This window comes from Yoonia sp., from assembly GCF_017854415.1.
Lineage (GTDB): Bacteria > Pseudomonadota > Alphaproteobacteria > Rhodobacterales > Rhodobacteraceae > Yoonia.
Genome location: NZ_JAFMHR010000097.1, coordinates 1 through 12,162 on the forward strand (window position 1 = coordinate 1; position 12,162 = coordinate 12,162).

10 protein-coding genes and 1 pseudogene are annotated in these 12,162 nt (G+C 56.5%); 1 reads left to right on the forward strand and 10 read right to left on the reverse strand.

From position 1 onward, the window contains the following. Positions 1-51: 51 nt before the first annotated feature. The 5 genes and pseudogenes from glgC to QZ197_RS11370 all read right to left on the reverse strand — a co-directional run bounded on the left by glgC (position 52) and on the right by QZ197_RS11370 (position 6,402). The gene (glgC, locus tag QZ197_RS11350) at positions 52-1,308 is read right to left on the reverse strand and encodes a glucose-1-phosphate adenylyltransferase (RefSeq protein ID WP_296432082.1); all 1,257 of its coding nucleotides are present in this window, start codon (positions 1,306-1,308) and stop codon (positions 52-54) included. A gap of 18 nt (positions 1,309-1,326) precedes the next feature. Continuing rightward, positions 1,327-3,519 (reverse strand): 1,4-alpha-glucan branching protein GlgB, encoded by a 2,193-nt coding sequence (gene glgB / locus QZ197_RS11355; RefSeq protein WP_296432083.1) that lies wholly within the window; start codon positions 3,517-3,519, stop codon positions 1,327-1,329. A gap of 412 nt (positions 3,520-3,931) precedes the next feature. Further along, entirely contained in the window at positions 3,932-4,639 is a 708-nt protein-coding gene (locus QZ197_RS11360) for an IS6 family transposase (RefSeq protein ID WP_296432084.1), read from the reverse strand. Positions 4,640-4,701: 62 nt separating this feature from the next. After that, a pseudogene (locus QZ197_RS11365) lies at positions 4,702-5,306 on the reverse strand (IS6 family transposase); the annotation flags it as partial. Positions 5,307-5,367: 61 nt separating this feature from the next. After that, entirely contained in the window at positions 5,368-6,402 is a 1,035-nt protein-coding gene (locus tag QZ197_RS11370) for an L-idonate 5-dehydrogenase (protein WP_296432085.1), read from the reverse strand. Positions 6,403-6,477: 75 nt separating this feature from the next. Here QZ197_RS11370 and QZ197_RS11375 point away from each other — a divergent pair, with 75 nt between their 5' ends. After that, positions 6,478-7,236 (forward strand): SDR family oxidoreductase, encoded by a 759-nt coding sequence (locus QZ197_RS11375; RefSeq protein WP_296432086.1) that lies wholly within the window; start codon positions 6,478-6,480, stop codon positions 7,234-7,236. Here QZ197_RS11375 and QZ197_RS11380 read toward each other — a convergent pair. The 5 genes from QZ197_RS11380 to QZ197_RS11400 form a co-directional block, all read right to left on the reverse strand. Beyond that, positions 7,233-7,823 (reverse strand): LysE family translocator, encoded by a 591-nt coding sequence (locus tag QZ197_RS11380; protein WP_296432087.1) that lies wholly within the window; start codon positions 7,821-7,823, stop codon positions 7,233-7,235. The two genes, QZ197_RS11375 and QZ197_RS11380, sit on opposite strands and share 4 nt — an antisense overlap. Further along, on the reverse strand, positions 7,823-8,914 hold the full coding sequence (locus QZ197_RS11385) for a mandelate racemase/muconate lactonizing enzyme family protein (RefSeq protein ID WP_296432088.1): 1,092 nt from the start codon (positions 8,912-8,914) through the stop codon (positions 7,823-7,825). The genes QZ197_RS11380 and QZ197_RS11385 overlap by 1 nt, the downstream gene beginning before the upstream one ends. Before the next feature lie 4 nt (positions 8,915-8,918). Further along, positions 8,919-9,848: a 2-hydroxyacid dehydrogenase gene (locus QZ197_RS11390; RefSeq protein WP_296432089.1), complete on the reverse strand. Its 930-nt coding sequence runs from the start codon at positions 9,846-9,848 to the stop codon at positions 8,919-8,921. Beyond that, on the reverse strand, positions 9,841-10,686 hold the full coding sequence (locus tag QZ197_RS11395) for a fumarylacetoacetate hydrolase family protein (protein ID WP_296432090.1): 846 nt from the start codon (positions 10,684-10,686) through the stop codon (positions 9,841-9,843). Before QZ197_RS11395 ends, QZ197_RS11390 begins: the two co-directional genes overlap by 8 nt. 12 nt (positions 10,687-10,698) lie before the next feature. Then, positions 10,699-12,162 (reverse strand): IlvD/Edd family dehydratase (locus QZ197_RS11400; RefSeq protein WP_296432091.1); only part of this gene is annotated, 1,464 nt, incomplete at its 5' end.

Genomic DNA, 12,162 nt, shown 5'->3' on the forward strand with positions numbered 1-12,162 from the left:
CGCCGGTTTTCACCAGCGGGGCACATTCAGACACAACGAAAAGCGCTTTGGTCATATAGAGGCGGCCCTTTTGTCTAACATCGCTTGGGTGATCAGCGTGGTGCCGCGTTCTGTGACACGGAACCACTTTGCGTCCTCGACGGGGTCCTCGCCAACAACCAGACCCTCGGGGATGATGACGCTGGAATCCACAACGACCTGTCGCAATCTGGCAGAGCGATGCACGACCACATTTGGCAGCACGACCGCATGATCCAGCACCGCATAGGAATTGGTATGCACGTTCGTAAACAGAACAGAGTTGCGCACTTCGGTACCCGAAATGATGCACCCGCCCGATACCATCGAAGAAATTGCCATCCCGCGTCTGTCACGTTCGTCGTGGATAAACTTCGCCGGAGGGACACTCTCGTTGTATGTCCAGATCGGCCAGCTTTTGTCCCAGAGGTCCAACTCTGGGGTAAAGCTTGTCATGTCGATATGCGCCTGCCAGAAAGCGTCGACTGTGCCAACGTCTTTCCAGTAGGCAGGTGCGCCTTCGGCACGCACACAGCTTTCGTCAAAGCGGTGCGCCATGGCTTTCCCGCCCTTGACGATGTCGGGGATAAGATCGTTGCCAAAGTCGTTCGTAGAATCGGGATTCTCTGCGTCTTTCTTCAGCAGAGCACGCAGGAATTTCCAGTCGAAGACATAGATACCCATCGAGGCAAGTGCGAGGTCGGGGTCCTCTGGCGTGCCAGGTGGATCGGCGGGCTTTTCAAGGAAACTGGTAATGCGCCCGTTTTTATCGGTGTCCATGACACCAAAGGCAGTTGCCTCCATGCGGGGGACTGTAAGACATCCAACGGTGACATCCGCTTCTGATTCCACGTGCTGGCGTAGCATGATTTCGTAGTCCATCTTGTAGATATGGTCACCGGCAAGGATGATTACGTAATCCACGTTATAGCTGTCAACGATATCGATGTTCTGGGTCACCGCATCGGCGGTTCCCTTGTACCAGCTTTCATTGCCGCCGCGCTGCGAAGCGGGCAGCACATCAAGGAATTCATTCCGCTCTGGCCGCAGAAAGTTCCATCCGCGCTGGGTGTGGCGAATGAGACTGTGCGCCTTGTATTGCGTGGCAATGGCCATTTTGCGAATGCCAGAGTTCATGGCATTCGACAGAGCAAAGTCGATAATCCGTGCTTTGCCGCCAAATGGCACCGCAGGTTTTACGCGGCGGTCTGTGAGTTCCTTAAGGCGGCTTCCGCGGCCACCAGCCAATACGAAAACCATGGACCTTTGTGTAATACGCTTAGTCGGCATGTCGTTCCCCCCTTATGATTATTTAATTCTATCGCGTTTGCGCAGCACGACCACCGAAAGCGGCGGTAACGTCAGCGTCACGGACTGCGCATGGCCGTCTGCTGGCACATCTTGCGCCGCACAGCCGCCCAAGTTCCCGCGATTTTCGCCCCCGTAAACGGCGGCGTCGGTGTTCAAGATCTCCTCCCAGAAACCTGAGCTTGGAACACCCAACTGGAACGCATCGCGCGCAACGGGTGTGAAGTTGCACATCACCACGACAGGCGCGTCATCTTTTGCGCCGTAGCGCACAAAACCAATTGTGGATTGTGTCGGATCATTGCTGAGCCAGGCAAACCCGTCCGCGGCGCAATCATTGACGTGAAGCGCCGGATTATCGCGGTAGAGTCCGTTCAGATCACGGATCAAATGTTGAATACCCTTGTGCGCAGGCAGTTCAGCAGCACCCCAGTTCAGTTCCCTGTCGTGGTTCCATTCTTCGGGTTGCGCAAATTCACAGCCCATGAACAGCAGCTTTTTGCCCGGCTGCATCCACATGAACGCATAGTAGGCACGCAGGTTTGCAAATTTTTCCCATGTCGTGCCCGGCATTTTGGTCAACATCGACCCTTTGCCGTGCACAACCTCATCGTGGCTAATCGGCAGGATGAAGTTTTCCGTGAACGCCCAATCGATAGGAAAGGTCATCAGGTGATGGTGATGCTGGCGGTAAATCGGATCGGTTTCCATGTACCGCAGCGTGTCGTTCATCCAACCCATGTTCCACTTGTAACCAAAGCCCAGACCGCCCGTGTGGACAGGTTGCGAAACAGCAGGGAAAGACGTGCTTTCCTCGGCTACGGTCATAATGCTTGGGTCGGCACCATAGGTCGCGATGTTCATTTCTTGCAGAAACGCGATCGCCTCGTAATTCTCGCGGCCACCGTCTTTGTTTGGTACCCATTCGCCGTCATTGCGCGAATAATCGCGGTACAGCATCGACGCCACCGCATCGACGCGCAGCCCGTCAAGGTGGTATTCCTTCAGCCAATAAAGCGCGTTGGCGACCAGATAGTTTTTCACCTCGCGGCGCCCGTAATTATAGATCAGCGTGTTCCAGTCTTGATGGAACCCTTCGCGCGGGTCGGCGTGTTCGTAAAGGGCGGTACCGTCGAATTGCGCTAGCCCGTGATCATCGGTCGGGAAATGCCCCGGAACCCAATCCAACAGGACGCCGATACCGGCGTTATGCGCGGCCTCTACAAAATCGCGAAATTCGTGAGGGGGCCCGAACCGGATTGTCGGCGCATAAAGACCCACAGGCTGATAACCCCATGATCCATCGAAAGGGAACTCTGACACGGGCATCAATTCGATATGCGTAAAGCCCATGTAGTTGACGTACGACACCAGATCGCGCGCCAGTTCTTTGTAGCTGAGCGGCCTGCCGTGATCATCATAGCGCCGCCGCCATGACCCCAAATGGACCTCGTAAATTGAAATCGGGCTGGCGCGGTCTGCGCGCTTGGCACGCGATTTCATCCATGCCTGATCGTTCCAACCATAGCCTGTAATATCGCGCACGATAGACGCCTTTTCAGGCGGGTGCTGCGACCCGAACCCGACAGGATCGGCCTTTTGACCGCTGCCCCCATCGGCAGTGGTGATTTGGTACTTGTATTTTGCGCCTTCGCCGACAGTTGGCAAAAAGACCTCCCAAACACCGGTCTGGCCTGCTGGCCGCATTGGGTGACGCCGCGCATCCCAGTTGTTGAAGTCGCCGATAACGCTAACGCGCTGGGCGTTAGGTGCCCAAACCGCGAAATGCGTGCCATCTGTGCGCTGATGTCTGGTGATATGCGCACCTAAGACGCGCCAAAGCTCTTTGTGGGTGCCTTCGCCGACAAGGTACTGGTCGAAGTCCGTCAGGACTGGATCAAAGGCGAAAGGATCAGGCGTCGTATATTTAGAGCCATCAGCGTAACACATCGTCAACGTATAGGTCTTGCCCGCGACGGGGCCTGCAAAAACAGCGCCTTCAATGCGGTTCAACGGGGTTGGTTTTCCGCCGACCGTTGCGACCACTTCAACGGCGTCAGGCTGAAAGACAGTGATCCAGCGCCGATTTCCGCTCTTGTGGGGACCAAGCACATCAAAGGGTGCATGATGGGTACCTGCGTTCAGGGCCGCAATGTCGCCCTGCGTCAAAAAGTCAGGGAGCTCGCTTGGCATCTTTGAAACTCCGACCCATTCATTTGCAGCATTGGACTGAAATGCAGTGAAACATGGCCGTGAGGGGGCGTCAACAGAACCTCGCGCAGAAAATGTTAGCGCAAGCAATTTGACCAGTATTCGGCCTTCGGATGCTGTCAGATTACTTCGAACTGGCCTCAGTTTGCGGCGGAATGCGGGAGCTTATGCGGAATAAAGCCCCCGCCAATCAATGAGTGCTGCGGCGGGATAACACCCGTTACTTTGGGCCGAACTTGGACAGCCGTCCAACAAGGCGCTCCGTGAAACTACTAAATCGAGCGTTGTTGCGAATAAAGCGGCCAAGCCGAGAGGTGCCAAAAATTTTTGCCATGAATGCGGATGCTGTCAGACTAATTCGAACTAGTCTCAGTGTACGGCGTTTTGCGTGAACTTATGCGGAACAAAGATCCCGCCACTCGGCAAGTGCGGCAGTTCGTTTGAGTTTGAAATTAGTTCGTGAATTGAGGTGGCGTTCCTGATTGAAATGGTTGTAGATCGAAGAATGAACGGCGACGAACTTTTGTAGAGATTGTAGCCGCCGAAACCGCAACATCGCGCGCTCTCGTCGTCGAAACGGAAGATGCGAATTCTCAGCGCGATTGTTCAGTCGCCGCCCCGTCGTTTGGCGCCGGGCATTGCCGATCACCTTCATCGCAGCGCCGTATGACTTAAGGCGATCCGTGACGATTACTTCCGGATTGCCATACCGCTTCATTGTTTTCTTGAGGAATTTCAATGCTGCTTTGCGATCACGGCGCTTTGTGACGAAGCTCTCGAGAACCTCACCTTCGTGATCAACAGCGCGCCAAAGGTAGTGGGTCTCGCCGTTGATCTTCACAAAAACCTCGTCCAGATGCCATTGCCAGATTGAATGCGATCGCGTGCGATTGATCCGATCTTTACGGATTTCAGAGGCGAAAAGCGGACCAAATCTATTCCACCAAAACCGGATCGTTTCGTGGCTGACATCGATGCCCCGCTCGTGAAGTAAATCCTCCACGTTCCGAAGTGATAGTGGAAAACGAACGTACATCATCACCGCAAGGCGGATGATCTCAGGGCTGGTTTTGAAATACCGAAATGGGGAGCGTTTTGACATCCGGTGAAGCTACGAAACTGCCTTGCTGTCCTCAAGCCACTTTCCTCTGACAGTACCTTGCAGACGGAGGAATGAACTGCGGTGAACTTTTGCAAACTGCGCATGTTCCGGAACCGCAGCATTGCCCGTTCCCGTCGTCGAAAAGGCAGGTGTGAATTCTCAGCTCTATTATTTTCCAGTGACCCGTTTCTTGCCGGTCGGCGTTGCCAATGACCTTCATTGCAGCACCATAAGATCTGAGTTTGTCCGTCACGATGACATGTGGGTTGCCGAATCGTTTCATTGTTTTCTTTAAGAATTTCAATGCTGCTTTGCGATCACGTCGCTTTGTGACAAAGCTCTCCAGTACCTCGCCTTCGTGATCCACCGCGCGCCACAGATAGTGCGTCTCGCCGTTAATCTTCACGAAAACTTCGTCCAGATGCCATTGCCAGTTTGAATGCGATCGCGTGCGATTGATCCGACCTTTACGAATCTCAGAGGCGAAAAGTGGGCCAAACCTATTCCACCAAAACCGGACGGTCTCGTGGCTTACTTCAATACCACGTTCGTGGAGAAGATCCTCGACATTGCGTAGCGACAGCGGAAACCTGACGTACATCATCACTGCCAAGCGGATGACTTCAGGGCTGGTTTTAAAGTAGCGAAATGGGGAAGGTTTTGACATTCAGCGATGCTACGAAAGCCCCCTTCTGGCTTCAAGCCATTTTCCTCTGACAGTACCCGCGTCAGGTAAAGGCGATCTGAACCTTCATGGCTTGGCCGCGATCTTTAGCCATTTCGAACGCATCTATTGCGTCGTCCAAGCCGAATTTATGCGTGATCAAAGGGGTGACGTCGATCAGCCCTTTTTGCATCATCGCCACGGCTGTCGCGAATTCACTGTGAAACCGGAACGACCCACGCAGGGTTAACTCTTTGGCCGTGATTGCTTGCATCGGGACGGTCATATCGCCGCCCATGCCAAGTTGCACAAGTGTCCCCATTGGGCGTAAGGCAGCTATACCTGACGAAAGCGCCGCTGGAGCGCCAGAGCATTCGAACTGGACGTCGATCTGTCCTTTTCCAGCGGTGAAGGGCGCAATCGCGTCGCTGTCACTCGCCAAGTTCAACACAACGTCTGCGCCACATTTTCTGGCCATGTCGAGAGTGTAGTCTGACAGATCGGTCGCGATGATTTTCGCAGCACCGGCGCGACGGGCTGCGAGTATCGATAGCGCACCGATGGGCCCACACCCTGTGACCAGAACCGTCTTGCCAACCAAGTCGCCTGCTTGGCGCATTGCGTGCAAACAAACAGCCAAAGGCTCGGCCATGGCAGCGGTTTCGGGGCTTAGGCCATCAGCGGGGACGCATTGGCTGGCGTCGACGATAAGCTCTTGGCTGAACGCGCCTTGGATGTGGGGGTAGGGCATGGCGCTGCCGTAGAAGCGCATGTTCTCGCAATGGTTGGGTTGGCCGCGCAGGCAGTAGTCGCACCCGGTGCAGGGTCGCGATGGCGAGACCGCCACCAGTTGGTCGGAGATCAATCCTGTGACGCCGTCGCCAATGGCTGCGATGTGGCCGGACACTTCGTGGCCCAGCACCATGGGTTGGCGCAGGCGCACCGCACCAAACCCACCGTGATTGTAGTAGTGCAGGTCGGACCCGCAGATGCCACCAACAGCCATATTGATGCGGACTTCGCCAGCGGCTGGCGCGGGTACGGAGGATTGTTCTTCGATCCGCAAATCTTGTGCTGCGTGAATGACGACTGCGCGCATAATTGACCCCACTTAGTTATGTACAACTTGGCCGAAGCTAACGATACTTCTGTAAAAGCACCAAAGGAAAATAACATGAGCCTCTCTCTTTTTGACCTTACGGGTCAGCGCGTTTTGATCACTGGGTCTAGTCAGGGCATCGGTTTCGCCTTGGCAAAGGGCATGGCCGCAGCCGGGGCCGAAGTTATCTTGAACGGGCGTGATGCAGGTAAGCTGGCACAAGCGGCGAAAGACCTTGGTGGCACCGTGCAAGTCCTCTCCTTTGACGTGACCGACCATGACGCAGTGCGTGCCGCAGTCGATGCGTTTGAGGCAGAGACGGGCCCGATTGATATCCTGATCAACAACGCAGGCATGCAGCATCGCGGTGAGTTGGAAGAGTTTCCCGCAGATGCATTTGAGCGGTTGTTGCAAACCAATGTCGCCAGCGTGTTCCACGTTGGACAAGCGGTGGCGCGGCATATGATCAAACGCGGCAAAGGCAAGATCATCAACATCGCCAGCGTGCAAACTGCCCTCGCGCGCCCCGGTATTGCGCCCTACACGGCGACAAAAGGCGCGGTGGGCAACCTAACCAAAGGCATGGCGACGGACTGGGCGAAACATGGGTTGCAGTGCAACGCAATCGCACCCGGTTATTTCGATACGCCGCTGAATGCGGCCTTGGTTGCGGACCCCGAGTTTTCCGAGTGGCTAGCCAAGCGCACGCCGTCAGGCCGCTGGGGTAAGGTCGAGGAATTAGTGGGCGCTGCGGTGTTCTTGTCGTCGGCGGCGTCCAGTTTTGTGAATGGTCATACGCTTTATGTGGACGGCGGGATCACCGCGTCGCTTTAGGTCTGCGACCAAAGCGCCAGACCGACCGCGACCAGCATCGACAGCGCCATCGCGATGTTCACGCGGCGTTGCGCTTGCGGGCCAAGGTCAAGGCGGCGTAGGCTGATCCCCGCGCCAAGCCAGCCAAGGTGCAAGGGTATCCAAATCAGGTTCATGATCAGCAGTTTGATCGCCGTCTCTATCCATGGGGCGTCGGGCATAAAGCTAAAGCCGGTGAACAGAGTTGTGCTGACTACATAGGCTTTGGGGTTGATCGGTTGCAGGGCCAAACCGTTCCAAAACCCCAGCGGCGTGCGGGCCTCGATAAAGCGAATTTGCGCGCCCGCGCTGGCGATGCGCCACGCGAGCCACAGCAGGTATCCGAGTGAGGCGATCAGCAGCGTTGTGCGGAGCCACGGCAGGGTAAGTGCAGTTGCTGCGACGCCAGAGATCACAAGCAGCAACACTAAATTACTGCCCACAAATAGCCCTGCTACGTAGGCCAGCCCGTTGCGGTAGCCATAGGCCGCGCCAACGCCTGCGGTCGATAAAACACCTGGACCGGGGGAGATGATCAGGAAAAAAACAGCAGCGGCGAAGGCGAGCATCAGGTGACTTCGAACGGGGTTAATTTTGGCCAGTCGAACGTGACACCAATACCAGCCACGTCAGGTGCTACGGCGCGTTGATTTTCTATCACCAACGGGCGCGTTGTGTAACGGTCGATGGGGAAGCTGTGCACTTCAAGCCAGCCACTATGTTCTTGGGATGACACCAATGAAACGTGTAGTTCCTGCATCCCGTGCGAACAGACGGGAACGTCGGTGCCGCGCGTCATATCAGCAACTTGCAGCCAGCCCGTAATGCCACCGCAGTTGGAGGCATCGGGTTGGATGAAGCCAAGATTGCCTTGGGCGAGGGCCATTTCAAATTCATGGATCGTATGCAGGTTTTCACCTTGCGCAACGACCATGCCCGAGGCGTTTGTGACCTCGGCGTAGCCTGCGTAATCGTCAGGGATGATGGGTTCTTCGAACCAAAGGATGTTTTGATCTTTGACCGCTAAGGCCAGTTCAATCGCCTGTGCACGGCTGAGTGAATAATTTGCATCGATCATGAATGCCGCGTCGGATCCGATCTGCGCACGCACCGCGCGAATGCGGGCGATGTCGTCGGCCATATCAGGTTGGCCGATCTTAATTTTGACGCCGCCAAGGCCTGCGTCGATGTAGTTTTGCACATGGGTCAAAAGCTTGGGCAGGGGATAGGCCAGATCAATGCCGCCGCCGTATGCCTTGCAGGTTTTGGCGGCGCCTCCTGCGACTTGCCACAAGGGTTGATCTAACGCCTGACAGCGCAAATCCCAAAGGGCGATGTCGATGGCCGAAATTGCAAAGCTGGCGATACCGCCGCGCCCGACGTAGTGTACATGCCATTGCATCGCGTCGTACAGCGCCTCGACGTCGCTGGCATCAAGCCCTGTAAGCATCGGCGCAAGGTCATGGGTAATCATGGCTGCCGTCGCATGGCCGCCGCGTCCACCATTGTAGGTATAGCCAGTGCCACTGCGCCCGTCATCCAGCGTGACGGTCGCAGTGATCAGGTGGAAATGCGTGTGGTCGCCGTGTTTGGCGTCGACCAATACTTCGTCAAGCGGCACGGCGAACAATCGTGCTTTAACGGATGTGATCCGCGCCATGTCGCTACATCCCGTCACATTCTGGCACAGAGCTGATCACGGTGCCGTCACTGAGGTGCTGCAACAGATTATCAACCGTTAGCGCGCCCATCGCGGCGCGGGTTTCAATCGTTCCGCTTCCGACATGCGGCAACAAAACCGTGTTGGGCAGATCACGCAGCGCTTGCGGCACGTGCGGTTCGGCTGCGAACACGTCCAAACCTGCCCAGCCGAGTACGCCAGATTGCAAAGCAGTGATCATCGCGTCCTCGTCCACGACAGAGCCGCGCGCGACGTTGATCAAGGTGCCTTGGGGACCAAGGGCTGCCAACACTTCGGCGTTAACGATTTTGTTCGTCTCAGGACCGCCGGGGGTTATGCAAACCAGCACATCACAGTCTGCGGCCATCGTTTTGAGGTCGTCGTAGTATTTGTAAGCGACGTCCTTTTTGCTACGGCTGTGGTAGACGATTGTAGGGTTCCACGGCGCGAGTTTGTCGGCGATCGCTTGGCCAATGCGACCGAGACCCAGAATGCCGATGGTTTGATTATCCGCCGAACGGGTGAGGGGGGCGTTGCCTTTGGCCTCCCACGCGCCGGACCGCACATAGGCATCGTCGCGCAACGCTTCGCGGTAGCAGGCGAGCATCAGCAAAACGGCTGTCGTGGCGACTTCGGCGTTCAGCACATTCGGTGTATGGGTGACGACGATGCCGCGTTTCACGGCTTCGGTTGTGTCGATCGCGTCGTAACCCACGCCGTAGCACGAGATGTGCTTGAGGTTAGGCAAGGACGCCATGACATCGGGTTTGATCCCGTCATGACCATTGGTGCAAACATGGGTGATTTTGTCGACGGGGTAGCCGCCATCCGCCAGTTTGTGGATAGTGAATTTATCCGCCATGCGCGCCATCATTTTATCTGTGGCACCCCCGATGAGCAAAAGATCAGGCATCTTGACCGACCTCCTGTCGCTGTTGGCCGAGACCTTGGATCGTCAGTTCCATGACATCGCCAACCTTCAAGTAAATTGGTTCAGGCTTGATCCCCATGCCAACACCCGGTGGCGTGCCCGTGGTGATCACATCGCCCGGATGCAGGGTCATCAAGCCGCTGAGGTGTTCGATAATTTCGGCCACGGTAAAGATCATCGTCGATGTGTTTCCGGTCTGCATCCGCTTGCCGTTCACGTCGAGCGACATGGCAAGGTTTTGCGGATCTGCAACCTCGTCACGGGTCACCAGCCATGGACCTGTCGGACCAAATGTGTCGCAGGATTTGCCCTTGGTCCATTGTCCTGTCAGTTGCGTCTGAAAGTGCCGCTCGCTGACGTCGTTGATCACGCAGTAGCCCGCGACATGGTCCAACGCGTTTTCTTTGCTGACGTATTTGGCGGTCTTGCCGATGACGACACCCAGCTCGACTTCCCAGTCGGTGTGGGTGGAACCGCGCGGCATGACCACGTCGTCATTTGGGCCTACTATGGCGGAGTTAGCTTTGAAGAACAGGATCGGATGCTCGGGGATTGCCGCACCGGTTTCGGCGGCGTGGTCAGAGTAATTCAGACCGATGCACAGGAACTTGCCGATGTTGCCAACACAGGCACCGATGCGGGGGGTACCGCTGACGGCGGGCAAGGTGCTGGAGTCAAGGCTGCGCAGTTTCTCCAGTGTCGCGTCGTCCAGCATATCGCCCGTGATGTCAGCCACATGGGCCGACAGGTCGCGTAAGGTATCACCGTCCATCAGGCCCGCTTTTTCTGCGCCCATGTCTCCGTAACGTACAAGTTTCATCGTCTTTTCCTTTTAGTGATTATCGCGCGGCATATACGTGCGGGCGAGGTCTTGATATTCGGTGGAACCGTCCAGCGTCATGCCCTCATCAAAGCGGCCGACCTTTTCGCGGAACAGCGCCTGCCATGGGGTCTGGCTTTCGGGGATCGCATAGCCGCCGTCGGCCACCAGCTTGCGCGCGCGATCTGCCAACTCTTCCAATGGGACAAGCATGTTGGCGGTGCATGTGTTTAAGTCGATGCGCACGCGGTCACCCGTCTGCAATAACGCCAGTCCGCCGCCATCGGCAGCCTCGGGCGAGGCGTTCAGGATCGAGGGTGAGCCAGAGGTGCCAGATTGCCGACCGTCACCGATACACGGCAAGGCTTCAACGCCTTTCTTGATCAAGTAGGCAGGCGGTCGCATGTTCACAACTTCCGCCCCGCCGGGGTAGCCCTTGGGTCCTGCGCCGCGCATGAACAACATGCATTGCGGGTCGATATTTTCAGCAGGGTCGTCTATGCGATGGTGGAAATCCTCAGGGCCTTCAAAGACGATCGCGCGGCCCTCAAACGCGTTAGGGTCATCTGGATTGGACAGATATGTCGCGCGGAACGCGGGGCTGATCACCGAGGTTTTCATCAAGGCGCTGTCGAACAGATTGCCCTTCATATTGATAAACCCTGCCTGCGTCTTAAGCGGATCGCTGACAGGTTTGATTACGAGGGTATTGGCGCTGCGCTTATCTTTGCAATTGTCGCCCATGGTTTGCCCGTTGGCGGTGATGGCATTCGGGTGCGGCAGCATATCGGCGGCCATCAGTTCACCGACCACGGCTGGTACGCCGCCCGCATGTTGGTAATCTTCACCAAGGTATTCGCCTGCAGGCTGAAGGTTGACCAGAAGCGGTACGTCGTGGCCAATGTTCTGCCAGTCGTCATTATCCAGCGGCACGCCAAGGTGACGCGCGATGCCGTTCAAATGGATTGGCGCATTGGTTGATCCGCCGATGGCCGAGTTGATCACGATGGCGTTTTCAAACGCGGCGCGGGTCATAATGTCCGAGGGGCGTATGTCCTCCCAGACCATTTCGACGATGCGCTTTCCGGTCTCATAACTGATCTGGCCACGCTCGCGGTAAGGCGCTGGTATCGCAGCCGAACCGGGCAATTGCATGCCCAAGGCTTCGGCCAAGGAGTTCATCGTCGTGGCGGTGCCCATTGTGTTGCAATAACCGACCGAGGGGGCAGAAGACGCCACAAGGTCCATGAAACCGTCGTTGTCGATTTCACCAGCGGCCAGCATTTCGCGGGCCTTCCAAACGACGGTGCCAGAGCCGGTGCGTTCGCCATTGAACCAGCCGTTCAGCATTGGGCCGACGCTTAGGGCAATCGCGGGAATGTTCACGGTGGCGGCGGCCATCAAGAGGGCAGGGGTGGTCTTGTCGCAGCCGATGTTCAGCACGACCCCGTCTAGCGGATAGCCGAACAGGGTTTC

What these genes read in the sequence shown, in the direction of transcription:
- QZ197_RS11380 (WP_296432087.1), bottom strand. Translation starts at nt 7,823, where the DNA reads ATGCTCGCCTTCGCCGCTGCTGTTTTTTTCCTGATCATCTCCCCCGGT.
- QZ197_RS11375 (WP_296432086.1), top strand. Translation starts at nt 6,478, where the DNA reads ATGAGCCTCTCTCTTTTTGACCTTACGGGTCAGCGCGTTTTGATCACT.
- QZ197_RS11360 (WP_296432084.1), bottom strand. Translation starts at nt 4,639, where the DNA reads ATGTCAAAACGCTCCCCATTTCGGTATTTCAAAACCAGCCCTGAGATC.
- glgC (WP_296432082.1), bottom strand. Translation starts at nt 1,308, where the DNA reads ATGCCGACTAAGCGTATTACACAAAGGTCCATGGTTTTCGTATTGGCT.
- QZ197_RS11395 (WP_296432090.1), bottom strand. Translation starts at nt 10,686, where the DNA reads ATGAAACTTGTACGTTACGGAGACATGGGCGCAGAAAAAGCGGGCCTG.
- QZ197_RS11370 (WP_296432085.1), bottom strand. Translation starts at nt 6,402, where the DNA reads ATGCGCGCAGTCGTCATTCACGCAGCACAAGATTTGCGGATCGAAGAA.
- QZ197_RS11385 (WP_296432088.1), bottom strand. Translation starts at nt 8,914, where the DNA reads ATGGCGCGGATCACATCCGTTAAAGCACGATTGTTCGCCGTGCCGCTT.
- glgB (WP_296432083.1), bottom strand. Translation starts at nt 3,519, where the DNA reads ATGCCAAGCGAGCTCCCTGACTTTTTGACGCAGGGCGACATTGCGGCC.
- QZ197_RS11390 (WP_296432089.1), bottom strand. Translation starts at nt 9,848, where the DNA reads ATGCCTGATCTTTTGCTCATCGGGGGTGCCACAGATAAAATGATGGCG.